General features: G+C 73.9%; 24 protein-coding genes and 1 tRNA gene. 4 read left to right on the plus strand and 21 right to left on the minus strand.

All coding sequences use genetic code 11. The features are described 5' to 3' along the window. The first annotated feature begins 9 nt into the window (after positions 1-9). Positions 10-1,029 (plus strand): SGNH/GDSL hydrolase family protein, encoded by a 1,020-nt coding sequence (locus ACUP6Y_RS15900; RefSeq protein WP_462551731.1) that lies wholly within the window; start codon positions 10-12, stop codon positions 1,027-1,029. A gap of 67 nt (positions 1,030-1,096) precedes the next feature. Here the strand turns inward: ACUP6Y_RS15900 and ACUP6Y_RS15905 are convergent, their stop codons facing one another. Both ACUP6Y_RS15905 and ACUP6Y_RS15910 read right to left on the minus strand, forming a co-directional pair. Continuing rightward, positions 1,097-1,942: a Bax inhibitor-1/YccA family protein gene (locus ACUP6Y_RS15905; RefSeq protein WP_462551733.1), complete on the minus strand. Its 846-nt coding sequence runs from the start codon at positions 1,940-1,942 to the stop codon at positions 1,097-1,099. Between the two features lie 123 nt (positions 1,943-2,065). Then, a complete protein-coding gene (locus ACUP6Y_RS15910) occupies positions 2,066-2,749 on the minus strand; it encodes an SAM-dependent methyltransferase (RefSeq protein ID WP_462551734.1) in 684 nt (227 codons plus the stop codon). Between the two features lie 115 nt (positions 2,750-2,864). Between ACUP6Y_RS15910 and ACUP6Y_RS15915 the strand changes: the two genes are divergently transcribed. Further along, positions 2,865-3,479: a ClpP family protease gene (locus ACUP6Y_RS15915; RefSeq protein ID WP_462551735.1), complete on the plus strand. Its 615-nt coding sequence runs from the start codon at positions 2,865-2,867 to the stop codon at positions 3,477-3,479. Then, positions 3,476-4,096 carry a ClpP family protease gene (locus tag ACUP6Y_RS15920; protein ID WP_462551736.1) on the plus strand — a complete coding sequence of 207 codons (621 nt, stop codon included), beginning with the start codon at positions 3,476-3,478 and terminating at the stop codon, positions 4,094-4,096. Before ACUP6Y_RS15915 ends, ACUP6Y_RS15920 begins: the two co-directional genes overlap by 4 nt. On the opposite strand, the gene ACUP6Y_RS15925 is transcribed toward ACUP6Y_RS15920, so the two are convergent. From ACUP6Y_RS15925 to ACUP6Y_RS15960, 8 genes are all read right to left on the minus strand, one after another. Continuing rightward, positions 4,078-4,380: a helix-turn-helix domain-containing protein gene (locus tag ACUP6Y_RS15925; RefSeq protein WP_462551737.1), complete on the minus strand. Its 303-nt coding sequence runs from the start codon at positions 4,378-4,380 to the stop codon at positions 4,078-4,080. The two genes, ACUP6Y_RS15920 and ACUP6Y_RS15925, sit on opposite strands and share 19 nt — an antisense overlap. A gap of 70 nt (positions 4,381-4,450) precedes the next feature. Beyond that, positions 4,451-4,525, minus strand: a tRNA-Leu gene (locus ACUP6Y_RS15930). Between the two features lie 16 nt (positions 4,526-4,541). Next, positions 4,542-5,108 carry a peptide deformylase gene (locus ACUP6Y_RS15935; RefSeq protein WP_462551738.1) on the minus strand — a complete coding sequence of 189 codons (567 nt, stop codon included), beginning with the start codon at positions 5,106-5,108 and terminating at the stop codon, positions 4,542-4,544. Beyond that, positions 5,105-5,629, minus strand: coding sequence for a glycine cleavage system transcriptional repressor (locus ACUP6Y_RS15940; protein WP_462551739.1), 525 nt, complete (start codon positions 5,627-5,629; stop codon positions 5,105-5,107). The genes ACUP6Y_RS15935 and ACUP6Y_RS15940 overlap by 4 nt, the downstream gene beginning before the upstream one ends. A 7-nt stretch (positions 5,630-5,636) precedes the next feature. Beyond that, positions 5,637-6,233 (minus strand): hypothetical protein, encoded by a 597-nt coding sequence (locus ACUP6Y_RS15945; RefSeq protein WP_462551740.1) that lies wholly within the window; start codon positions 6,231-6,233, stop codon positions 5,637-5,639. A 57-nt stretch (positions 6,234-6,290) separates the two neighbouring features. Next, on the minus strand, positions 6,291-8,888 hold the full coding sequence (locus ACUP6Y_RS15950; RefSeq protein WP_462551741.1) for a CHAT domain-containing protein: 2,598 nt from the start codon (positions 8,886-8,888) through the stop codon (positions 6,291-6,293). Positions 8,889-8,898: 10 nt separating this feature from the next. Further along, positions 8,899-9,504 (minus strand): hypothetical protein, encoded by a 606-nt coding sequence (locus tag ACUP6Y_RS15955; protein ID WP_462551742.1) that lies wholly within the window; start codon positions 9,502-9,504, stop codon positions 8,899-8,901. Continuing rightward, complete coding sequence (locus ACUP6Y_RS15960) at positions 9,501-10,022, minus strand: RNA polymerase sigma factor (RefSeq protein ID WP_462551743.1); 522 nt, start codon at positions 10,020-10,022, stop codon at positions 9,501-9,503. Before ACUP6Y_RS15960 ends, ACUP6Y_RS15955 begins: the two co-directional genes overlap by 4 nt. Before the next feature lie 625 nt (positions 10,023-10,647). Here ACUP6Y_RS15960 and ACUP6Y_RS15965 point away from each other — a divergent pair. Beyond that, on the plus strand, positions 10,648-10,773 hold the full coding sequence (locus tag ACUP6Y_RS15965) for a hypothetical protein (RefSeq protein ID WP_462551744.1): 126 nt from the start codon (positions 10,648-10,650) through the stop codon (positions 10,771-10,773). Between the two features lie 16 nt (positions 10,774-10,789). Here ACUP6Y_RS15965 and ACUP6Y_RS15970 read toward each other — a convergent pair whose 3' ends face one another. The 11 genes from ACUP6Y_RS15970 to ACUP6Y_RS16020 form a co-directional block, all read right to left on the minus strand. Continuing rightward, a complete protein-coding gene (locus tag ACUP6Y_RS15970; protein WP_462551745.1) occupies positions 10,790-12,166 on the minus strand; it encodes a helix-turn-helix domain-containing protein in 1,377 nt (458 codons plus the stop codon). 374 nt (positions 12,167-12,540) lie between these two features. Continuing rightward, positions 12,541-13,473 (minus strand): Ppx/GppA phosphatase family protein, encoded by a 933-nt coding sequence (locus ACUP6Y_RS15975; RefSeq protein ID WP_462551746.1) that lies wholly within the window; start codon positions 13,471-13,473, stop codon positions 12,541-12,543. Then, positions 13,466-13,993 carry a DUF501 domain-containing protein gene (locus ACUP6Y_RS15980; protein WP_462551747.1) on the minus strand — a complete coding sequence of 176 codons (528 nt, stop codon included), beginning with the start codon at positions 13,991-13,993 and terminating at the stop codon, positions 13,466-13,468. Before ACUP6Y_RS15980 ends, ACUP6Y_RS15975 begins: the two co-directional genes overlap by 8 nt. Further along, positions 13,990-14,589, minus strand: a complete 600-nt coding sequence (locus ACUP6Y_RS15985; RefSeq protein ID WP_462551748.1) for an FtsB family cell division protein — start codon at positions 14,587-14,589, stop codon at positions 13,990-13,992. Before ACUP6Y_RS15985 ends, ACUP6Y_RS15980 begins: the two co-directional genes overlap by 4 nt. 15 nt (positions 14,590-14,604) lie before the next feature. Continuing rightward, positions 14,605-15,882, minus strand: coding sequence for a phosphopyruvate hydratase (gene eno, locus ACUP6Y_RS15990; RefSeq protein ID WP_462551750.1), 1,278 nt, complete (start codon positions 15,880-15,882; stop codon positions 14,605-14,607). 149 nt (positions 15,883-16,031) lie between these two features. Further along, complete coding sequence (locus tag ACUP6Y_RS15995; protein WP_462551751.1) at positions 16,032-18,767, minus strand: fumarate reductase/succinate dehydrogenase flavoprotein subunit; 2,736 nt, start codon at positions 18,765-18,767, stop codon at positions 16,032-16,034. Then, positions 18,764-19,534 carry an ABC transporter ATP-binding protein gene (locus tag ACUP6Y_RS16000; RefSeq protein ID WP_462551752.1) on the minus strand — a complete coding sequence of 257 codons (771 nt, stop codon included), beginning with the start codon at positions 19,532-19,534 and terminating at the stop codon, positions 18,764-18,766. Before ACUP6Y_RS16000 ends, ACUP6Y_RS15995 begins: the two co-directional genes overlap by 4 nt. After that, positions 19,531-20,403, minus strand: a complete 873-nt coding sequence (locus ACUP6Y_RS16005) for an ABC transporter permease (protein WP_462551753.1) — start codon at positions 20,401-20,403, stop codon at positions 19,531-19,533. The genes ACUP6Y_RS16000 and ACUP6Y_RS16005 overlap by 4 nt, the downstream gene beginning before the upstream one ends. Continuing rightward, entirely contained in the window at positions 20,400-21,797 is a 1,398-nt protein-coding gene (locus tag ACUP6Y_RS16010; protein ID WP_462551754.1) for an ABC transporter substrate-binding protein, read from the minus strand. Before ACUP6Y_RS16010 ends, ACUP6Y_RS16005 begins: the two co-directional genes overlap by 4 nt. A gap of 11 nt (positions 21,798-21,808) precedes the next feature. Beyond that, a complete protein-coding gene (locus ACUP6Y_RS16015; protein ID WP_462551755.1) occupies positions 21,809-22,096 on the minus strand; it encodes a 4Fe-4S dicluster domain-containing protein in 288 nt (95 codons plus the stop codon). Then, positions 22,093-22,875: a GntR family transcriptional regulator gene (locus ACUP6Y_RS16020; RefSeq protein WP_462551756.1), complete on the minus strand. Its 783-nt coding sequence runs from the start codon at positions 22,873-22,875 to the stop codon at positions 22,093-22,095. The genes ACUP6Y_RS16015 and ACUP6Y_RS16020 overlap by 4 nt, the downstream gene beginning before the upstream one ends. Positions 22,876-22,983: the final 108 nt, after the last annotated feature.

Below are 22,983 nucleotides of genomic sequence, written 5' to 3' on the forward strand. Positions count from 1 at the left end.
ATGGCGTGCGTGAGCAAGGCGTCCGCAGCCCGCAAGCTCGCCGCCGCCGCGCTGTACGGCGGCGGCGGGCTCTCCGCCCTCGGCGCCGGTCTCTACGGCGTGCTGTCCGCCGAGGCCAAGATCGCCCGCAAGACGATCGGTCCCGCCCGCGACGAGCCGCCGCCGGACGCGACCGGCTGGTACGGACGTGGCCGCCCTGGACCCGCCATCCGGATCGCGATCCTGGGCGACTCCAGCGCGGCCGGGTACGGCGTCGAGCGGGTGGAGGAGACGCCGGGCGCGCTGATCGCGTCGGCTGTCGCCGAGCACGCCGACCGCCGGGTCTACCTGCGCGAGTTCTGTGTCGTCGGGGCCAAGTCCTCCGACCTGGCCGCCCAGGTCGACCGGGCGCTGCCCATCGAGCCGGACGCCGCGGTCATCCTGATCGGCGGCAACGACGTCACCCACACCGTGCGGCCCTCGCACTCGGTGCGCTCGCTCGCGGACGGCGTACGACGGCTGATCGCCTCGGGCGCGACCGTGGTCGTCGGCACCTGCCCCGACCTCGGCACCGTCCAGCCCATCGCTCCCCCGCTGCGCCAGGTCGCCCGGGCCTGGTCGCGCCGGCTCGCCGCCGCGCAGACCATCGCCGTCGTCGAGGAGGGCGGCCGCACCGTGTCGCTCGGCGACATCCTCGGCCCCGAGTTCGCCGCCGCGCCCGCCCTGCTGTTCGGCCCCGACCAGTTCCACCCGTCGGCCGAGGGCTACCGGGCGCTCGCCGGCGTGCTCGTGCCCTCGGTCCTGGCCGCTCTCGAGCACGCGCCCGAGGAGGCCGGCCTCGAGGCCTTCCGCGGCGAGGGCGTGCTCCCCGTGACCCGCGCCGCCGTCCAGGCCGTCAACGAGCCCGGCACCGAGCTCGGCGGCACCGAGGTCGGCGGCCGCCGGGCCGGCGTGCGCGGGCTGTGGGTCGAGCTGCGCCACCGTCGCTCGCGCCGGCACGTCCCCGGCGAGGCGCCCGAGGAGCACGAGTCGGCTCCGAACCCGGCCTGAGCGGGCTGCGGACGCGCGACGGCCCCGGTCCCACCGAGGTGGAGCCGGGGCCGGCTGTCGCGGGAGGTCAGTCCTGCTGGAGGATCGCGAGGATACGCAGCAGGTTGGTGTAGATCCAGACCAGGCTGACGAGCAGCGCGAAGGACGCACGCCAGGACTCGCGCTCCGGGATGCCGTTGGCGATGCCCTGCTCGATGAAGTCGAAGTCGAGGATCAGCATGAACACACCGAGCACCAGGCCGCCGATCGCGAAGACCAGGCCGAGCGTGCCGTTGTCGAACAGGCCCACGCCGCCGCCGAAGAGGCCGAGCACGACCTCCATCAGGCTGAGCGCCACCATGCCGAACATGGCGGCGATCACGAACGTGCGGAACTTCTGGCCGACCTTGATGTTGAAGAACTTGTACGCCGCGAGCGTGCCTGCGAAGGCGGCGAAGGTGCCGATGACGGCCTGGACGACGATGCCGCCCATGCCGGCCGAGTCGGCGCCGTAGACCGCGTCGTACAGCTTGCTCAGGCCGCCGAGGGCGACCCCCTCGGCCAGCGCGAACGCGATGACCAGACCGGGGCTGATGACGCGCTTGAACGAGTTGACCAGCGACAGGATGAAGGCCGCGCCGGCGCCGACGATCATGATGCCGGACAGCGTGCCCACGGCGTCGGAGTTGTCGAGGTCAGGAGTGAGGAACCACGTCGCGGCCGCGGCGAGGATCGTGATGCCGAGGGTGATGGCCGTGGACTGGACGACCGAGTCGATGGTCATCCGGCCCTGGCGGGCGGGGGCCTCGGGCGCCGGGTGGCCGGGCTGGGCGTAGCCGCCGTACTGCTGCGGCTCGCCGAAGCCCTGGTAGGCGGCGGCTCCGGAGCGGTTGAACTCCTCCGAGCGCCGGAACACCGGGTTGTTGCTCTGCATGGTCTCCTCCGCAGGCTTGCGAGTCTGCCGGGCGGCCACGGTGGCTGCCCTCCACCTACAGTCTAGGTGGCTCGATGCTGGGGGAACGCACGAGCGCCGAAGAAGGTTCCCCGACGCCGCCCCTCAAGCACCACGGCGCAGCCGCACCACGGTGTCGCGCACCAGCAGCGGCCCCTCGGGCGTGGCCTGCTCGCGCACGGGCGTGTCGGCGACCTCGACCTCCCAGGGGCCGTCGGGCCGGTCCGCGCCGAGCGTCTCGAGCACCCGCTCGGGCTCGAACATCAGGCCGGGGCCGTGGTCGTGGCGGGCGCCGGTGGCGACGTCGTCGGGGTGGTGGGCGGTGACCAGGAGCCGGCCGCCCGGGGCGACGGCGTCGGCGATCCCGCGGTAGATGGCCGCGAAGTCCGGCTGCGGGACATGGAGGAAGCTGACGGTGACCAGGTCGAAGGTGCGGCGGCCGGTGGGCCGCGGCTCCGCGAGCGCGTCGTAGAAGCCGACCTTGATCCGGTCGGCCACGCCCTCGTCCTCGGCGTGCGCGGCGACCTTGGCCAGCGCCACCTCCGACACGTCGACGGCGGTGACCTGCCAGCCCTGCTTGGCCAGCCACACGGCGTCGCCACCCTCGCCGCACGCCACGTCGAGGGCGGTGCCGGGCGTGAGGTCGGCGGTCTGCTCGACCAGGCGCTGGTTGGGCCGGCCGCTCCAGACGCGGTCGGTGCCGCCGTACCGCTCGTCCCAGAAGCCGGCGCTCAACGCGTCCCGCAGCTCGGCGAGGGTCTGGTCGTGATGGTGCTCGTGACGGTGCATGCGACCACTGTCCCGCTTCAGGTGGACCTGAAGTCAAGCGCTGCCGTCAGCAGCGCGCCGCTGCCCTGGGCGGAACGGCCTGGTCCGCCCCCGGATCCCCGCGAACAGTGGCGTCATGAGCGACGACAACCGACCGCGCACCTTCGACGACCGGGCACGACGCGAGCTGCTCCAGCAGCGCGTGCTGGTCCTCGACGGAGCCCTGGACGACGACAACGGCGTGCTGTTGACCACCCAGCTGGTCAACCTCGCCGCCGACGACCCGAACGCCGACATCGCCTTGTGGATCCACTCCCCCGGCGGCTCGGTGCCGGCGATGCTCGCCCTCCGCGACGTGATGCGGCTGGTGCCCTGCGACGTGGCCACCCTCGCGCTCGGCATCGCGTGCAGCGCCGGGCAGTTCCTGCTGTCCTCCGGCACCCGCGGCAAGCGCCGCGCCCTTCCCCACGCCCGGGTCCTCATGCACCAGGGCTCCGCCGGGATCGGCGGCACCGCGGTCGACATCGAGCTCCAGGCGCAAGACCTGCGCCAGACCCGCGACACGGTGCTCGCGCTGATCGCCGAGGACACCGGGCAGCCGCTGGAACGGGTGTTCGAGGACTCGCTGCACGACCGGTGGTACTCCGCCCCGCAGGCGCTGGAGTACGGCTTCGTCGACGAGATCGTGTCGTCGTACGACGTGCTGGTGCCGCCCCGGCGCGCACCCCTGGGCCTGGGGGTGGCCCGGTGAGCAGCTACCTCGTCCCCAACGTGATCGCCCAGCACCCGCGCGGCGAGCGGATCATGGACGTCTACTCGCACCTGCTCACCGAACGGGTCGTCTACCTCGGTACGGCGATCGACGCGGGCGTCGCGAACTCGCTGGTCGCCCAACTGCTGCACCTCGAGGCCGACAACCCCGACCGCGACATCCAGCTCTACATCAACTGCGAGGGCGGCGACCCGAGCGCGATGCTGGCCGTCCACGACACCATGCAGTTCATCCGGCCGCAGGTGGCGACGACCTGCATCGGCCAGGCGATCGCCGTCGGCGCGGTGCTGCTGGCCTCCGGCGCGGCGGGCAAGCGGTCCGCGCTCCCCCACGCCCGCGTCGTCCTGCACCAGCCGGCCGCGCAGGGCCGGGGCGCCATCCCCGACCTGATCCTGCAGGCCGACGAGGTGGTGCGGGTGCGCGCCGACATCGAGCGGATCCTGTCCCGGCACACCGGCCAGGACACCACCACCCTGCGGGCCGACACCGACCACGACCGGGTGTTCACGGCGCCCGGCGCACGGGAGTACGGCCTGATCGACCACGTGATCGAGGACCGCGGTCCCGCGGTGGTGGCTCAGGCGGCGAGGGCGTAGGCGGCGCCGGTGACCGCGACCGACACGGCGAGCGGGCGGAGGTCACCGGCGACCGAGGTCGTGAGGTCGAGCAGGGTCGTGCCCAACGCGCCGAGGACGGCCGCGATCATCTCGCTGCTCGGCTCCTTGACGCCGCGCTCGATCTCGGAGAGGTACTGCGGCGAGATGCCGGCCCGGCCCGCGGTCTCGCTCAGCGTCTCGCCGCGCTCGCGGCGCAGGTCGCGCAGCCGTCGTCCCACCAGGTCCCGCCACAGCGGCTCCGCCGCGTTCTGATCCTCGGCCATGCCTCATCGTAGGTCGGCGGATCGGCCCGGCCAGGGCGTCCGCGGAGAGTTCTGCTCTGAGCAGAAGGAGTGCCCCCGCTGGGATTCGAACCCAGACTGTGCCGCTTTTAAGGCGGCTTCCTCTGGCCAGTTGGGATACGGGGGCGTTGTCTGCAGGCAGGCTACAGGTAGGTCTGACGAGGATAGATGGCGTGCGCGCCGGCGACCCGGTCGAGGAACAGGAGGCCGTCGGTGTGGTCGATCTCGTGCTGCAGGGCGCGCGCCTCGAACGCATCGGTCGCGAACGACACCGTCTCGCCGGTTCCCGGCAGCCGGCCGCGGACGGTCAGCCGGGAGGCGCGCTTCACGTCGCCGGTGAGGTCGGGGACGCTCATGCAGCCCTCGCGGGCCTTCTCGTTGCGGCTGGACTCGACGACCTCGGCGTTGCAGAGCACGAAGGTGCCGTGCCGGGTGCGGGTCTTGGGATGCTCGGTGACGTCGACGCAGAACACCCGGACCCCGACGCCGATCTGGTTGGCGGCGAGACCGACGCAGCCGGGACTGACCCGCATGGTGGCGACCAGGTCGGCGGCGAGCTGGACGATGTCCGCCGAGGTCGGGTCGACGTCGGCGCCACGGGCCGAGAGCACTCCCTCGGGCGCCCGGACGACGGTCAGCACCCGCCCCTCGACGCCGAGCTCGGCCTCCGACCAGCCCGCGACCCGCGCGCTGCCCTCCTCGAGGCTCACAGCTCGTCGGCCTCGGCCGGGCGCAGGGTGGCGGTCACGCCGACCCGCTCGGCCGAGGCCCGGATGGCGTCCTCGACGGCCGCGACGTCGGCGTCGGCCGGCAGGTCGAGCTCGGCGACGAGCAGGTAGAGGTCGCCGGCGAGCCGGGTCGTGAGGTCGGTGATGTTGCCGCCGGCCGCGGCGACCTCGGCGACGACGGCCGAGACGATGCCGGAGCGGTCGCCCCCGTGGACGGTCAGCACCCAGGCGCTGCCGCCGGCCGCGTTGGTGGGCGCGTCGGTCACGGGGCGGACGGCGACGTCGAGGTCGCCGCCGGCGGCGAGCGGGGCGAGGGCACGCTCGATGGCGGCCGCGTCCGAGCCGCCGCGGCACAGCAGCATCATCGCGAAGTGCCCGCGCAGCAGCGTCATCGTGGAGTCCTCGATGTTGAGCCCGAGCTCCGCGAGGCCGGCCGTGGTGGCGGCGATGATGCCGGGACGGTCGTGGCCCAGGACGGTGACGGCGTACAGGTCGGTGCTCACGCCCCGATCATCCCAGGCCGTCCGCCTCCCCGGCGTCCTCGGGTGCCGGCTCGGGCACCGGATGCCCCGCGAGCACGTCGGCCATCCGGGCGCGCGCGCCCTCGATCCGCGACGAGACCGCCGCGGCGGCCCAGGTGAGGTCCGCGATCGCCTCGGTCACCTCGTCGCACAGCTCGGTGGCGCGCTCGAGGACCAGGCGCGCCTCGGTCCTGATCTCGCCGGCGATGTGCTGGGCCTGCGTGGTCGCGTCGGCGACGTAGTGACGGGCGGTCTCCTCCGCCTCGCTCATCGAGGTGCGCAGTGCCTCGGCGCGGATCACCTCGGCGTCGAGGCTCGCGGCCTCGGCGAGGTCGGCCACGAGGGCGTCGACCTTGGTGCGCTGCTCCACCGCCCACGCGGCGACCTCCAGCCGGGTGCGCTCGGCGGCGTCGCGGGCCTCGAGCACGATGGCCTCGGCCGCCTCGCTCGCCTCGTCCCGCACCTGCCCGGCGAGGGCCAAGATCGCCTGGGCGTCGCGGTGGGCATCACGGGTGGCACGCAGGGTCGCGGCGTGCTGGTCGGGGTCGGCCCGCAGCTCGCCCTCGTCTTCGGATCGACTGGACACGTGCCACTAGTGCGCCGGCCCGGGCGATTGATCCACGACGCATCGAAGAAAGTTCGATCACTCGCTCGCGACGTAGCAGAACGCGGCCCAGTAGTACGGGTGCGGCAGCCGCCGAGCCACCGCGCGCCGGGCGCGGCGCAGCGCGAGGGACGGCTCGGTCCCCTCCGCGAGCGCGCGGTAGAAGTGCGTCATCAGCTCGAGGGTCACCTGGTCGTCGACCGCCCACAGCGCGGCGATCACGCCCCGCGCGCCGGCGGCGAGGCAGGCCGGCACCAGCCCGACCTGCCCTGCGGTGTAGTCGGGCGAGCGCCCCGAGCTGCAGGCGCTCAGCACCACGACCGCCCCGTCGAGGGGTACGGCGCCCGCGACCAGGTCGCGCGCGTGCAGCCAGCCGTCGGCGAGCCGCAGGCCCGACCCGAGCGGGTCGTCGGGCCGGAACACGCCGTGGCAGGCCAGGTGGACGACATCGGCTCCCCCGGCGCGCTCCGCCAGCGCCTGCGCCGTGGCTCCCGCGCCGACCAGGACGTCGGCCGCGGGGAGCGTGCGCAGGATCATCTCGGCCTCGTCGGCGATGGAGGGCGCGTTCTGGTCCGGTACGGCGACCACCAGCGTCGCGAGATCGAGAGCCGCGATCGGCACGCTGCCGGGCTCGGGCGGGGTGCCGGGGCGCGCGAGGTGGGCGTACCACGGGCCGACCTCGTCGAGGAGCGCGTCGAAGGGCACGCCGTGCAGGTGCCGGTGGCCCACGACGTGGAGCTGGTCGTCGAGGTCCTCGAGCAGGTCGACCACGGGTGCGAGCAGCAGGTCGTAGAGACCGTCGAGGGCGGCCGACGTGGTCCATCCCGCCGGGCCGCGGTAGCCCGGGGCCATCAGCAGGCACTCCTGCTGCCACGCCGCGACCAGCCGCCGGGTGCCCTCGGTCGCGCTGGTCAGCACCCGGGCGTCGACGTGGCCGTCGCGGACCACGAACACCACGATGTCGTCACCGGCGACGTAGAACTCGACGAGCGACCCGCTGGGCACGGCGGGCAGCACCTCGTCGGCGTCCTCCTCGGGGCGTGGGAGGGCGACCGCGGTCACCGCGACGGCATCGGACAGCAGGGCGTCCAGGCGCCGTCCGCGCTCCTCCTCGTCGGGAGTGTCCATGGGCCGGCGAGCCGGCAGCTCCACCCGGGCCCGCTTGGCGGCCCGGGCGCGGCGCAGGGCCTCGACCCGGCCGGCGTGGTCGCCGCGCTCGAGCAGCAGGAGGATCAGCTCCTCGCCCGCCTCGGTCAGCGACGGGCACACGACGCGTCCACGCTGGCCGAGCCGCTGCTCCCAGGCCCGGCCGACGCTGAGCGCGCGGCGCAGGGTCTCGACGGCGCGCGGCACCTGCCGGGTGCGCCGCTCGTGGCGGGCCCGGGCGAGCAGCACGTCGACCTCCAGCTCGGGGATCGCGACCCGGGCGGCCCACTGGTCGGCCTCGTCGAGCAGCTCGGCGGCCGCGTCGACCTCGGCGGTCCGGGCCGCGGTCAGCCGGGCGTGGATGGCCAGGGACGGCGGGGTGTCGTCGTGCTCGGCGGCGAGGACCCGGTCGCAGGCGGCGCGACAGCCCTCCGGATCCCCGAGCGCCCAGGCCGCCTGGGCCTGGAGCAGCCAGGTGCGCACCCGCATGTGGCGACTGCCGCATTCGCCGAAGAGCCGCTCGGCGACCTCGAGCTCGGCGACCGCGGCACGCCGCCTGCCCCAGGCCAGCGAGGCCTGCGCGCTCGCGAGGGCGGCGCGCGCGGAGTGCTCCACGGCCCCGATCCGGACGAAGACCTCCTCGGCCGCGCCGGCCTCCGCGTGCGCCTCGGCCGCGAAGCCGGCCCGCAGCAGGGCGCCGGAGCGGACGAGGGCGTGGAACGCGACGTGCCACTGGGCCTCCGGCACATCCGGCGCGACGCAGTCGAGCACCTCGAGTGCCCGGGCGACCTGACCGGTGGCGGAGTAGGCCTCGGCGACCCGGGTCGCGACGGCCGCGGCGCGGTGGTGCTGGCCGGACCCGGCGTAGGACCGCCGGGCCCGGTTGAGCTCCAGGAGCGCGTTGTGGGTCAGGCCGGCGTCGAGGGCGGCCAGCCCGCGCAGGTGCTGCACCCGCGCGATGCTGTCGGCGTCGGCGAGGGCCGCGAACAGGTTCTCGGCCGCGTCGTACTGACGCAGCGCGGCGGTGACCTCGCCCCGTCCGGCCCGGGCGTCGGCGAGCTGGCGCTGCACGAGCGCGCCCAGGCGCGGCACCCGGGAGTCGCGGCGAGCGACCCGGTGGAGCTCGGCCTGCAGCCGCAGCAGGCCGGACTCGGCCGCCTCGAAGTCGCCGACCAGCAGCTGCACCTCGAGCCCGCCGGCCGCGGCCCGGGCGGCCTCGACCGGCTCGCCCACGGCGAGCCAGTGGCGGCGCGCGGTGCGGTAGAGGCTGGCGGCCGCGCCGAGCTCCCCGCAGGCGACGGCGAGGTCGCCGCGCACCTGGTGCAGCCACGCCACCCGCGCGACGTCGCGCTGGCCGCGCAGGCCGGCCTCGGCCCGGTCGAGCAGGCCGCGACTGCGCTCCGCGTCGCGGTGCAGCCAGCGTTGCGCCTCGTCGACGAGATCGTCGATCTCGCTGCCGGCACTGGCCGGCAGTCGTTCTCCGAGAGTCATGACCCCGCCGTCAGGAGCGAAGGTCGAGGGTGGTGCGGACCCGGACCGGTCCTGCGGTCAGCCACAGCTCGTCGACCCCGACGGGGACGCCCCGCGCGTCGAACCTGCCGTCCGGCGTGGACCGCACCGCGCGCCGCAGGTCGCCGCGCTCGAGGAACGCGAGGTCGACGCCGCCGGTGCCGGGCGGGACCATGATCAGTCCCTGGACGTCGACCTCACCGACCGCCGAGGCGGTCGCGTCGAGCACGAAGCGGCCGAGCTCGCTCTCGAAGGCGAGGTGGACGCCTCCCTCGGCGAAGGAGCGCACCCCCACGGCGCCCAGCTGGGAGCGGGTGTCGTGGAGCAGGGCGGCCTCGGTCCAGTCGCGGCCCTGGCGCGGACGGTGCAGCTGGTCGAAGATCCCCCGCAGCCGGGAGCCGAGCTCGGGGGGACGCTGCTGCAGCGGCATCGAGGCGGCCCCGGAGACGAACTCGAGGATCCACTCGACGCTCTCGAGGGTCGTCGCGTCGCCCACGGCGACGTACGACGCGATGTCCTCGGCCGCATCCGTGCCGAGCCGGCCGTCGAGCCAGTCGACGAGCTCGGTGAAGGTCGGCCGGGAGCGGGAGGTGGTCATGCCTCCTCCCCCATGATCACGCGCAGCTTGTCGAGGCACCGGCCGCGCAGTGGGCCGATGCCCCCGATGGACCGCCCGAAGCGCTCGGCGATCTCGGCATAGCTCGGAGTCTCGGGCTCGAAGTACAGCGCGAGGAGGAGCTCGCGGCAGGTGCCGCCCAGGGTGGACAGCGCGTCGTGGAGCGCGGTCGTCGTGGCCCAGTCGGCGAAGGGGTCGCTCACCTCCTCCGGGGACGCGTCGAGCGGCGTGGTCCGTCGGCTCAGGTTGCGGGAGCGCCAGGCCTGGCGACGGGCGACCGTCATCAGCCAGGACGCGAGCTTCTCGTCGTCGCGGAGGCGGTCGAGGGCGTCGATGAGGGCCACGAAGGTGGCCTGGGTGACGTCGGCGGCGTCCTCGGCACTGAGGCCGTTGCGCAGGGCGACGGTGTAGACGAGGCGCTCGTAGCGGGCGACCAGCTGGTTCCAGGCCTCCGAGTCGCGGCGACGGCAGCGGATCAGGAGGTCGGAGTCGGTGACCACCTCGCTATGGCGAGGAAGCGGTCGGGCGCCACGGCCGGTGGGCCGTAGCTCGGTGACGCGAGCCGGTTGCTCGCTCAATGACGTCATTTCGGGTCCCCAGTGAAAAGTCATGGAACGCAACCCCACGCGTTCCGTCAAATGTGGGAGAGCCCACGCTCGCTTCAACCTGCGATCCGCCCGAGAGAGTGCCGGTCGGACCCATCCGGCGCCGGCCCTCGGGTCGCTTTGGACGATAAGCGCCAATCACGGGCCCGGCAAGCGCGTTCACGCTCATCCACAGCCCGCTCGGATCAGATCGGGCAGCACCGCACACCAGTGCTTCGTGACCGCCGCCATGCCCGCCCGGCTTCCTCCCGAGCCGGTCGCCCCGACGCCCGCCGAGGCCGCGTCGTGGGCACTCCGGGACCGGCCGCGAGCGACTCCCGGAGGGGCGTCGTCCCCCCGCCGACGGCACCCGTACGACGCCCGGTGCCGCGCTCCACCGCCGCTCGGCGCTGTCCACGACCGCGCCCGGGGCTTGACCCGATCCCATTCCCCCGATTACCAAGATGTGACAACCTCATTGGCAACGAGGCGAGCCGACGTCCCGAGAGCGCCGGCCGCCACCCCCAGAAGGAGAACCCTGATGAAGACTCGCAAGATCCTCGCCGCCACCGCTGCCGCCCTCGCCGCGACCCTCGCCGCCACCCTGGGCACGCCGTCGACGGGCGCCTCGGTCGTGCTCGCCGACCGCCCGGCCGGCTGCTGCTGAACGACCTGGAAGCGACCTAGAAGGTCTGGGCGACCCGGCGGGTCCGGCTCTCGCGCGCGCGGAGCCGGAGCCCGCTGGCGCTCGCCGCCTGCTTGACGGCGGCATGGGCCGCCGAGACCTCGCCGAGGTACTCGAAGAGGTCCGCGAGCTCGCACCACGCCTGGGCGACCCACCGGTCCGCCTCGGTGCGCCGGGACAGGAGCTCGGCCGCCTCGCGGCAGGCCGCCACGGCCTCGGCGTCGCGACCGAGCTCGGCGAGCGCCTCGGCCTGTGCCATCGCGGCCTCGGCCGCCCCGAGGCTGGCCTCGGCTGGGGTGCCGGCGCGGGCCTCGGCCGCGACGTCCAGCGCCGCGTCGGGCCGGCCGTCCAGCACCAGGGCGCGGGCCAAGATGGTCTGGGCGTGCGCGATCTGCGCGCGTGAGCCGCTGGAGGCCTGCAGCTCGTCGGCCGCCCTGGTGACGTGCTTGATGGCCGTCGCCACGTCCGGCGACTCGGTCCCGAGGTGCAGCCGTCCGAGCTCGAGGCGCAGGTAGGCGAGGTTGCGGCTGTCCTGGCCCTCGCCGAGCAGCGCGAGCGCCCGGGTGGCCAGGGTGAGGGCGGACTGGGTCTGCCCCCGCTCGGAGTAGGCGATGCTGGCGTTCCAGTACGCCGCGCTCCGGGCCACCGGCGAGGCCATCTCCTCGGCGAGCTCGATCGCGTCGGTGCAGATCCGGGTCGCCCGGCTGAGGTCGCCGCGCTCGATGTGGGCGAGCGCCACGGTCATCGCGAGCTGGACGGCCTCGTCGGTGCGCTCGAGCCCGCTGGCGACGATCTCGGGCTGGACCCGCTCGCCGACCTCGATGGCGAGGGCGAGGTCGCCCGCCTCGCGGTAGCACCGGCTCAGCGCGATGCCGCACTTGATGGCCGCGACCCCGTCGACGTCGGCGAGCAGCGCCTCGAGCTCGCGGATCGCGTCGTCGAGCTGGCCCATCGACTCCAGGGAGCGGGCCACGACGAACCGGCCGCGGATCTTCAGGTCGGAGACCGAGACGCCCTCGGCGCGCGCGAGCGCGGCCCGGGCCTGGTGCTCGGCGTCGACCGCCTCGCCGTTCTCGAGGGCCAGCTCGGCGTAGCTGAGCCCCAGCCGGATCTCGTCGACCTCCGCCTCGGAGGCGCCGGCGAGCAGCTCGCTGACCTCCACGCCGAGCCGCTCGCTGATCACCGTCAGCGCCGCCAGTGTCGGGCGGCGGGTCCCGGACTCGATGCGCGACATGTAGCCCACGGAGTAGGCGTCGCCCGCCAGGTCCGCCTGGTTGAGTCCCTGAGCCACACGCGCGGCGCGCACGCGCGAACCGAGAACGGCCGGATCGACCGTCCCCAGCAGCTGTGCCCAACGTGCGTCGATGTGACTCATCGGGAGAAATCGTAGGCGAACTTTTCCATGACCAAAGTCAAACGGCACGACCCGTCAGACGTCACGCCCGGCGCCGCGGCGCCGGGCGGGCGGTCGCGGTCATGTCCGACGGCACCGGTTCCGGGCCCTCCCCGACAGGCCGGCCGGGACGTCCGGAGCCGCGCCGGACAGGCTCTCCGGGTGCCTCCCGGAGCGCTCCCCAGCGCCGGCGAAAGGCGGCTGATCGGGCCTTTTCGGGGGGCTCAGAACCGAAAGTAAAATTCTGGAATTCACCCGGCAGGTCACCCGGAAACCGGCTGGATCAGGGTCCTTCGGGGGTCTGACGGGGCGACGGCGGCCCGGCAGAACGGCGTCAGATCTGATAACCGCCCGGCTCAGGACACCAGCGACCAGGCGATCCCGTCGAGGATGTCGGTCTCGGCGACGGCGATCGTCTCGACCGAGAGGCGGGCCAGCACCCGCGCGACGATGAGGGCGCCGGCGTCGATCACGTCGGCCCGGCCCGGGTGCATCCAGCCGAGGGCGCGGCGCTCGGCGACGCTCATCGCGAGGAGTCGGTCGACCTGCGCCAGCACGTCCGGTACGGCGAGCGCCCGCGCGTGGATCAGGTCGCGGTCGTAGGCGGCCAGGCCGAGGGCGCCGGCGGCGATCGTGGTGTTGGTGCCGGCCACCGCGACCACCGAGCGAGCGGCGGCCGGGTCGATCGGGCAGGCGTCGAGGGCGGCGTCGATGTCGACGACCACCGCGGCGATCTCGTCAGGGGTGATCGGGTCGTGGCGCACGTACCGCTCGTGGAGCCGCACCGAGCCGATGTCCATGGAGTGCGCGGCGCTGGGGCCGCCGGCCGGGTCGCCGAGGATCAGCTCGGTCGAGCCCCCGCCGATGTCGACGACCAGCGCCGGACTCGCGACCGGCACGGCCGCCGCGGTGAGCCCGCGGACCGCACCGTCGAAGGCGAGTCGGGCCTCCTCCTCGCCCGAGAGCACCTCGGGGTCGATCCCGAGCCGGGCCCGGACGCCGTCGGTGAACTCGGCCGCGTTGGCCGCGTCGCGGGTGGCCGAGGTCGCGCAGAACCGGATCCGGGCCGGTCCGACACCGGCCGCCCGGACGACCCCGGCCAGCTCGTCGATCGCGACCCAGGCCCGCTCCAGGGCCTCGGGCGCCAGCCGGCCGGTGGCGTCGACGCCCTGGCCGAGCCGGATCATCCGGCTCTCGCGGCGTACCCCCGCCGGGTCGCCCGCCGGGTCGCCGACGAGCAGCTTGATGGTGTTGGTGCCGCAGTCGATCGCGGCGACCGGCTCACGCACCGGCGGCGTCCGCCGGCGACACGCAGGGCCCCTTGGCCCACCAGTCGCCGAGGATCTCCAGCACCTCGTCGCCGAGCGGGTTCACGCCCGGCCCGGCCGCGAGCGCGTGGCCCGCCAGGACGTGCAGGCACTTGACCCGGTCGGGCATGCCGCCGGCGGAGATGCCCTCGATCTCGGGTACGTCGAAGCCACCCGCCTCCCCGATCGCGGCCCGGTCGGCGAGGTAGGCCTCGTGCGCGGCCCGGTACGCCGCCGCCAGCTCGGGGTCGGTGCCGAGCCGCTCCTGCATCTCCCGCATCAGCCCGGACGCCTCGAGGGTGCCGATCTTGGAGCTCACCCGCGGGCAGGTGAGGTAGTAGGTGGTCGGGAACGGCGTCCCGGTGGGCAGCCGCGGCTGCGTGGCCACCACGTCGGGGTTGCCGCACGGGCAGCGGTGCCCGATCGCGTGGACGCCGCGCGGGGGCCTCCCGAGCTGGGCCGTGATGACCGCCTCGTCCGTGCTGGTCAGGGCGTCGCTCACTGCTCGAGGTCCTCCTTGGGAGCCTTGATCTCGTCCTGGGGGTCGCGCACGGTCGTGGGCGGGTTCCCGGCGATCTTCATGGAGTCCCACGCGTCGTCGTACCACGTGCGCCGGTCGGGGTCGGCGACCTTCGCGGGATCGCCGAGCTCGGCCGAGGCGTCGAGGGGCCTGCCGTCGGCGCCGACGACCACGAACGGGGTCTCGCCCTTGGCGACGTACCCGAACCGGGCCCGCGCCTGCTGGGCGACGTACGCCGGGTCGTCCCAGCGCCTCTTCTCGTCGCGCAGGTCGTCGATCTTGTCCTCGCGCTGGGCGATCTGCGCCTCGAGCGTGGTGATGTTGCTGCGCTGCTGGAGGTAGGCGCGCAGCGAGGAGGCGTAGGAGACGGCGAGGACGGCGAGGACCAGCACCAGGATCGCGGCGCGGCTGGTCAGCCGGGCCTTGTGCTGGTGCTCGGCGCGCGCCCGGACCAGGGCCGCCTCCCGCTCACGGGCGGCCAGCTTGCGCTCGGCCTTGAGCCGCTCGGCGTACCGCGGCCCGGACCGCCCCGCGACGGGGCGGCCGGGCTTGCGGGACGTACGGCGGTCGTCGGCCACGGGTGCTCCGGTCGGTCAGCCCTGGTAGCGCGGGAAGGCACCGGCGCCGGCGTACCGGGCGGCGTCGCCCAGCTCGTCCTCGATGCGCAGGAGCTGGTTGTACTTCGCGACCCGCTCGGACCGGGCCGGGGCGCCGGTCTTGATCTGGCCGCAGTTGGTCGCGACCGCGAGGTCGGCGATCGTGGTGTCCTCGGTCTCGCCCGAGCGGTGGCTCATCATGTTGCGGTAGCCGCTGCGGTGGGCCAGCTCGACGGCGTCGAGGGTCTCGGTGAGCGAGCCGATCTGGTTGACCTTGACCAGCATCGCGTTGGCCTGGCCGCCGGCGATGCCGCGCTGCAGCCGCTCGACGTTGGTGACGAAGAGGTCGTCTCCGACGAGCTGGGTCGTGGCGCCGAGCTGCTCGGTGATCGCCTTCCAGCCCTCCCAGTCCTCCTCGTCGAGCGGGTCCTCGATCGAGACGATGGGGTACGACGCGACCAGGTCGGCGTAGTAGGCGATCATCTCGGCCGCGCTCTTCTGCGCGCCCTCGAAGGTGTAGGAGCCGGCGTCGCAGAACTCCGAGGCGGCCACGTCGAGCGCGAGGACGACGTCCTTGCCGAGCTCGTAGCCGGCCTTGGCGATCGCCTCGGCGATCAGGTCGAGCGCCGCGCGGTTGGACTCGAGGTCGGGCGCGAAGCCGCCCTCGTCGCCGACTCCGGTGGCCAGCCCCTTGTCCTTGAGCACCGACTTGAGCGCGTGGTAGACCTCCGCGCCGACGCGCAGCGCCTCGCGGAAGGTCGGCGCGCCGATCGGCGCGATCATGAACTCCTGGATGTCGACATTGGTGTCGGCGTGGGCCCCCCCGTTGAGGATGTTCATCATCGGGACCGGCAGCAAGTGGGCGTTGGGTCCACCGACGTAGCGGTAGAGCGGGAGGTCGGCGGAGTCGGCCGCGGCGCGGGCCACGGCGAGCGAGACGCCGAGGATCGCGTTGGCGCCGACCTGGGCCTTGTTGGGGGTCCCGTCGGCCTCGAGCAGGGTCTGGTCGACCAGCCGCTGGTCGGCGGCGTCGAGGCCCTCGATCGCCGGCCCGAGCGCCTGGATCACGGCGTCGACGGCCTTCTGGACGCCCTTGCCGACGTACCGGTCACCGCCGTCGCGCAGCTCGACCGCCTCGAAGGCGCCGGTGGAGGCGCCGCTCGGCACGGCGGCCCGGGCGAAGGACCCGTCGTCGAGGAGGACCTCGACCTCGACGGTGGGGTTGCCGCGGGAGTCGAGGATCTCGCGGGCTCCGACGGCTTCGATCGCTGCCACGTGTACTGCTCCTGGAGTCGGGGACGGGCTCGTCGCCGTCAGCCTAGACCGCGACGGGCGTGGTTCCGGGCAGCACCCTCCGGGCGTGGGATTCTGGTCCGTGGCCCGGGTGCGCACCTCGCTGGCCGGCGCACTGGCGAGCACGATCGTCAACCACTGACCGTCCGGCGGCTCACCGCCTCGAGCGCGAGCCGGGCGTAGGCCCGCACGTCGGCGTCGTCGTCCTTGGTCGCCCGCTCGAGCGCCTCGGCGGCCTCGTCGTGCTCGGCGAAGGTGCCCAGCGCGATGACGGCCGCCTTGCGGACGTCGGCATGGGCGTCCTGGGTGAGGCCCCCGAGCGGCGCGACGCCGTCGCCGGCCGCCGCGGCCACGAGACCGCGGGCCGCACCGACCCGGACCTGCCACTCAGCCGCGGCCACGGCGGCAAGGACGAGACCGAGCAGCTCGTCGCCGCCTCCGGCGCCGGGCACGGCCTCCAGGGCGGCCGCCCGGACCAGATGGTCGGCGTCGCGCGCGGCCCGGGCCAAGACCGCGGCGGCGGCCGGGCCGCCGACGGTGCCGAGGCCGTGGGCGACGAGCACCCGGACCTCGCGGGCCGGGTCGTCGACGAGCTCGGCGAGGCCGGCGACGTCGTCGAGCGAGACCAGCGCCCGCGCGGCCTGCTGGCGCACCCGCTGGTCCGGGTCGGCCGCGGCCGCCCGGAACACGGTCCGGTCGCCGAGGCGCAGGGCCCGCAACACGTCGACCGCCACCGCCCGTGCCGCGGGGTCGTGGGCGCCGCACGCGGCGACGAGGGCGGCCCGGCTGTCGTCGTCGGCCGGGAGGACCTCGACCAGCTCGCGCAGCGCGGCGACCGCGGCACGGCGGACTCCCCCGTCGGGATCCTCCATCGCCCCGGTCAGCATTGAGACGACACCGGTGGGCACCACCTCGGTGACCAGGCCCACGGCGGCGCGGCGGACCTGCGGGTCCGGGTCGGCGGCGAACGAGCGCAGGGTGGCCAGGTCGGGCGCCTGGTCGACCAGCGCGAGCAGCTCCAGCATCCGCGGCGAGTCGGCGCCCGCCGCGCCGCCGACGGAGCCCGCGGACGCCGCGACCGGGCCGGCGGCGGCGTCCGGCTCCACGACCGCGAGCACGGCCACGTCGCGCGGTGCGGCCGCGGGGATGGTCACGTCCTCGACCGGCACCACGTAGTCGGCGACGGGGCGTCGTACGAACTCCATGGCGCCGTCCGCCCGGCGGCGCACGTTGAGGTGGAAGAACCAGCTGTCGTCGTCGCGGGCGGGCAGGTCGGCGCGCTGGTGGTAGAGACCCCAGCGCGACTCCTCGCGCACCAGCGAGGCCCGGGCCGCGAGCTCGGCACAGTCGCGGATGAAGTCGACCTCGGCGCACCTCATCAGCTCATGGGGCGTCCGGGCGCCCATCTGGTCGAGCTCGCCTCGCATCCGGGCGAAGGTCTCGACGGCGATCTCGAGCTTCTTGCCGGTCTTGGGCGGGGCGACGTAGTCGTTGACGAAGCGGCGCAGCTTGTACTCCACCTGCGGCTGCGGCGGGCCGTCCGGGTTGCGCAGCGGGCGGTAGACCAGGGCGTGCGCGGCGGCCACCTGGTCGTCCGGCAGCGCGGCCCGCGCGGTGGGCAGGTTGGCCGCGGCGTCGGCGCCCGCGAGGTCGCCGAACACGAACGCGCCGATCATGTAGTTGTGCGGCACGCACGCGAGGTCGCCGGCGGCGTACAGGCCGGGGACGGTGGTGCGGGCGTTCTCGTCGACCCAGACACCGGACGACGAGTGCCCGCCGCACAGGCCGATCTCGGAGATGTGCATCTCGACGTCGTGGGTGCGGTAGTCGTGCCCGCGGCCCGCGTGGAAGGTGCCGCGGGTCGGGCGCTCGGTGTGGTGCAGGATCCCCTCGAGCTCGGTGAGCGTCTCGTCCGGCAGGTGGCTCAGCTTGAGGTAGATCGGGCCGCGGGCGGAGTCGATCTCCGCCTTGACCTCAGCCATCATCTGGCCCGACCAGTAGTCGCAGTCGACGAACCTGTCTCCCTCGGCGTTGACCTGGTAGCCGCCGAACGGGTTGGCGACATAGGCGCAGGCCGGGCCGTTGTAGTCCTTGATCAGCGGGTTGACCTGGAAGCACTCGATGCCGCTGAGCTCGGCCCCGGCGTGGTAGGCCATCGCGTAGCCGTCGCCGGCGTTGGTGGGGTTCTCGTAGGTGCCGTACAGGTAGCCCGATGCCGGCAGGCCGAGGCGGCCGCAGGCACCCGTGGCGAGGATCACCGCGCCGGCCGCGACCGTCACGAACTCGCCGCTGCGGGTGTCGAAGGCGGCCGCGCCGACGGCGCGGCCGCCGGACGTGAGGACCCGGACCGGCATCAGCCGGTTCTCGATGCGCAGCCGCTCGCGGACCTCGCGCTTGCGCATCACCCGGTAGAGCACCTTCTTGACGTCCTTGCCCTCGGGCATCGGCAGCACGTAGGAGCCGGAGCGATGCACCCGGCGCACGGCGTACTCGCCGTACTCGTCCTTCTCGAACTTCACGCCGTACCTCTCCAGGCGCTGGACCATCGCGAAGCCGCGGGTCGCGGTCTGCCGGACGGTGGCCTGGTTGACGATGCCGTCGTTGGCGCGGGTGATCTCGGCGACGTAGTCGTCCGGCTCGGCCTTGCCCGGGATCACGGCGTTGTTGACGCCGTCCATCCCCATGGCGAGGGCGCCGGAGTGGCGCACGTGCGCCTTCTCGAGGAGGAGTACGTCGGCGCCCGCCTCCGCCGCGGTGATCGCGGCCATCGTGCCGGCGGTACCGCCGCCGATGACGAGCACGTCGCAGGTCAGCTCGCGACGGTCGGCGAGGTCGGGGACCGTCATGGGGAGGGTGGAGGTGCTCACGCGACGTTGCTTCCTTCGTGGATCGGGGCCAGCGACCGGGTGCGTCCCAGGCTGGCGATCAGGTCGGCCCGGAAGTCCGGACCGGGCGGGCGGTCGGTGTCCCGCGGGTGCTCGATGCGGTGCTCCGACACGACGCCCTCACGACCGAGGACCACGATCCGGTCGCCGAGCCGGATCGCCTCGTCGACGTCGTGGGTCACGAAGACGACCGTGCAGCGCGAGGCCTGCCAGGCGTCGATGAGCAGGCGCTGCATGGAGGCGCGGGTCTGGGCGTCGAGCGCACCGAAGGGCTCGTCCATGCAGATGACGCTGGGCTCGGTGGCGAGCGCACGGGCGAGCTGGACCCGCTGCCGCATGCCGCCGGAGAGCTGGCCGGGCAACCGGTCGGCGTAGCGCCCGAGGCCGACGCGCTCGAGCCAGTCGGCGGCGCGGCGGCCGCGCTCGGCCCGGGGGACGCCCTGGAGGGCGAGGCCGAGCTCGACGTTGCGGCGGGCGCTGCGCCAGGGCAGCAGCGCGTCCTCCTGGAAGACCAGGGTGCGCTCGGCGGCCGTGCCGCGGACCGGACGGCCGTCGGCGAGCAGCTCGCCGGACAGCGGCCCGACCAGGCCGACCACGGCGCGCAGCAGGGTCGACTTGCCGCAGCCGGAGTGGCCGAGCACGACCAGGATCTCGCCGGGCGCGACCTCGAGGTCGACGCCCTCGAGAATCGCCTCGCCGGCGTACCCGAGGGACAGGTCGCGGGCCTGGACGGCGGGTACGACGCTCACGAGGACTCCTTCTGCGCGGACGAGAGCCACCGGGTCATCCGGCGGCCGACCAGCTCGACGACCCCCGAGGTCGCCCAGCCGATCGCACCGATCGAGAGCATCCCGACCAGGACGTGGGGGTAGTCGACGATCGTGTAGGCCTGCCAGGTGCGGTAGCCGAGACCGAAGTCGCCGGAGATCATCTCGGCCGAGATCACGCAGATCCAGGCGACGCCCATGCCGACCGAGAGGCCGCCGAAGACGCCCGGGACGATGCCGGGCAGGACGACATTGCGCAGCACCTGGAGCCGCGAGGCGCCCATGGTGAGCAGCGCGTCCTCCCAGACCGTCGGCAACGCGCGGACGGCGTGCCGGGTGCTGACCAGGATCGGGAAGAAGGCGGCGGTGGCGGTGATGAAGACGATGCCCTGCTCGTTGCTGGGGAACAGCAGGATCGCCACCGGGACCAGCGCGATCGCGGGGATCGGGCGGGCGACCTCCAGCAGCGGCTGGAGCAGGTCGGCGAGCAGCCCCGAGCGGGCCAGCAGGACGCCGAGACCGATGCCGAGCACCGACGCGATGGCGAACCCGCTCAGGATCCGGATCACGCTCTGCAGCAGGTCCTGGTAGTACAGCGAGGTCGCGAGCTGGACGCGGAACGCGTCGAACACCTCGACCGGCCCCGGGATCCGGTTGAAGCGCAGCCACAGCACCACGTCGCGCTCGGTCAGCAGCTGCCAGACCAGGACCGCCGCGGCGACCGACGCGAGCCGCAGCCCCCAGCGCCGGGCCCGGCGAGCCGCCTCGCCGGGCCGGCGCCCCCGCCGCGGGGCCGCGGCGGTCGCCAGCTGCGCGGGCGCGGGTGCGGGCGCCTCGAGCTGGGTGGTCACCTCACGGCTCCGACGGCCTCGTCGAAGGTGAGCCGCTCGGCGCCGGGATGGGCCCTGGCGTACTCGTCGCGCGACTCCACGGTCGCGAACGGCACCAGCTCGTCGCCGTCGCGCAGCCAGGTCATCCGGTCCGCGAACCAGCGGGTGCCGGTCACCGCGTCGGGCACGTACGACGCCCGTACGGTCCCGCCCTCGGCGCGGACCTTCGCGACATTGCGCAGCAGGCATGCCGGGTCGGCGACCGCACGCGGCTCGTCCTCACCGTGGACCCACACCTCCCCCGCGACGCTCGCGTCGCCGACGGGCGTGCCGCAGACGGCGTCGGTGCCGGTGATGGCGGCGGCGTTGTCCGTCGAGGCCGCGCGGGCGTCGTACTCGTCGCCGAGGACCTTGCGGATCGGGCCGTCGTCGATGAACTCCTCGAGGTCGAGCGGCTCCTCCAAGACCCCGATCTGCCGCAGGAACGGCACGTCGTGCTCGAGGGCGGCGACCTGGTCGTCCTTGATCGTGGTGTCGAAGGTGGAGACGCCGTTGCGGCCGTTGTAGAGATAGACCACCTCGACCGGGAGACCGGTGGCCTTCGCCACGACCTGGGCGGCCTCGACGGGGTGGTCGTGCAGGTACTCGGTCGCGTCCTCCTGCGCCTCCAGGAAGGCCCGCAGGATCTCGGGGTGCTCGGACTCGAACTGGTTGCGCACCACCGTGCCGTGGAGTGTGGGCAGGTCGAGGCGACCGCCGTCGTACACGAGCCGGGCGTCGTCGCGGAACGCCAGCAGACCCGGCCAGGCGACGAACTGGGAGACCGCGTCGACCGAGCCGCCCTGCAGCGAGGAGGCGCCGACGGCCGGGTCCTGGTTCTCGACCTTGATCGCGTCGGGCGCGAGGCCGGCGCGCTCGATGGCCTGCACGAGCGTGCCGTGGCCGGCGGAGCCGACACTGGCGGACACCTCGCCGCCCTCGAGGTCCCGCAGCGTGCGGACCGACGAGTCGGCGCCGACCACGACACCGTTGAGCGCGCCGTGCGGGTTGTAGCCGGTGACGGCGACCAGCGACGTGCCGTCCTCACCGGTGCCGGCGCGCGAGCCGTTGATGAGCAGCGGGTAGTCGCCCATCGAGCCGATGTCGATCTTGCCGGCGACCATCTGGGCGGTGATCGGCGCGCCGGTGTCGTAGTCCTGCCACTCGACCCGGAGGTTCGAGTCGATGTCCTTCAGCCGCTTCTCGAAGTAGCCGCGGTCGCGCAGCAGCGTGCCGGCGGTGACGGTGTTGATGGTCTTCGACTGGTAGCCGACGACGATCGTCTCGCCGCTCGCCTCCGCGCCGCCCACGGCGCAGGCGCTGAGGCCCGACGCGAGCAGGCCGAGCGCGGTCAGGGTGCCGAGGGTCCTCTTCATGACGGTGTCCTTCATCGCAGCAGGTAGGGGATGTTGACGGTCACGGCGCCGGTCGGGCAGCGGTCGGCGCAGGGTCCGCAGTACCAGCACTCGTCGACATGCATGTAGGCCTTGTTGGTCTCCGGATCGATGGCGAGCGCGTCGAGCGGGCAGACCTCGACGCAGAGGTTGCAGCCCTCGATGCACTTGGCCTGGTCGACCTCGACGGCCACGTCGAAGCGCAGGTCCACCAGTCGGGGCCGGTACGACGCCTGCTCGACGCCGTCCTGGGGGTCGCTGGTGCAGCCGGCCCGGCTCACCGGACGCCCTCCACCGTCGGGCGCACGACGCTGCCGCGCATGGTGACCCGGTCCCCACGGAACCGGATGAACTCCAGGTCCACGGGACGCTCACCGAGGTGCGAGAGCCGCTCGAGCATGAGCAGCGGGGAGCCGGGCGCGACGCCGAGGGTGGCTGCCGAGTGGCGGTCGGCCGCGACCGCCTCCATCACGAGGTCGGCCTTGCGCAGCCGCTCGCCCGAGAACTCCTCGAGCAGCGCGAACACGTCGTTGCCGGTGAGGTCGGAGTCGAGGAGTCGCTCGCCGAGGTCCGCGACGACATAGGTGAGGTCGAGGGACAGCGGCACGCCGTCGACGAGGCGACGCCGCTCGAGGTAGAGCACGGGGTCGCCGGCGGTGATCCGCAGCCGCGCGGCGATCGCCTCCGGGGTCGGCACCAGCTGGGCGGTCCGGACCTCGTTGACGACCTCGCCGTGGCCCACGAGGGTCTCCGCCAGGCCCTGCAGGTGGTCGATGCTGTGCGGATACTTGGCCTCGACGGGCGTCGTACCGACGCCGGGAACGCGACGCAGCAGGCCGTCGGCGTTGAGCAGCGCGAGCGCTTCGCGGACCGTGTTGCGCGAGACCGCGAAGTCGGCCACGATCTGCGCCTCGGTCGGGAACGGCGCGTGGCGCAGCTCGCCGTGCAGGATCTGGAAGCGCAGGGCGTCGGCGACCTGGCGGGCCCGGTCGGCGCGGCACCGGGCGTCGCCCTCGGCGGGTAGCCGCGTGGCGGCGAGAGAGGCGGGAGTGGTGGTCACCCGCCAAACTGTAGTTATTCGATCGACTTATCGAAAAGTCGTTCGAGAAACGCCACCTGAAAAACTTCGGCAGGGCCGCTGACCTGCGCAGATGCGTCCCACTACGGG

It is taken from the genome of Nocardioides sp. S5-5 (assembly GCF_054954065.1).

What these genes read in the sequence shown, in the direction of transcription:
- ACUP6Y_RS15905 (WP_462551733.1), bottom strand. Translation starts at nt 1,942, where the DNA reads ATGCAGAGCAACAACCCGGTGTTCCGGCGCTCGGAGGAGTTCAACCGC.
- ACUP6Y_RS15910 (WP_462551734.1), bottom strand. Translation starts at nt 2,749, where the DNA reads ATGCACCGTCACGAGCACCATCACGACCAGACCCTCGCCGAGCTGCGG.
- ACUP6Y_RS15915 (WP_462551735.1), top strand. Translation starts at nt 2,865, where the DNA reads ATGAGCGACGACAACCGACCGCGCACCTTCGACGACCGGGCACGACGC.
- ACUP6Y_RS15925 (WP_462551737.1), bottom strand. Translation starts at nt 4,380, where the DNA reads ATGGCCGAGGATCAGAACGCGGCGGAGCCGCTGTGGCGGGACCTGGTG.
- ACUP6Y_RS15950 (WP_462551741.1), bottom strand. Translation starts at nt 8,888, where the DNA reads ATGACTCTCGGAGAACGACTGCCGGCCAGTGCCGGCAGCGAGATCGAC.
- ACUP6Y_RS15955 (WP_462551742.1), bottom strand. Translation starts at nt 9,504, where the DNA reads ATGACCACCTCCCGCTCCCGGCCGACCTTCACCGAGCTCGTCGACTGG.
- ACUP6Y_RS15965 (WP_462551744.1), top strand. Translation starts at nt 10,648, where the DNA reads ATGAAGACTCGCAAGATCCTCGCCGCCACCGCTGCCGCCCTCGCCGCG.
- ACUP6Y_RS15970 (WP_462551745.1), bottom strand. Translation starts at nt 12,166, where the DNA reads ATGAGTCACATCGACGCACGTTGGGCACAGCTGCTGGGGACGGTCGAT.
- ACUP6Y_RS16010 (WP_462551754.1), bottom strand. Translation starts at nt 21,797, where the DNA reads ATGAAGAGGACCCTCGGCACCCTGACCGCGCTCGGCCTGCTCGCGTCG.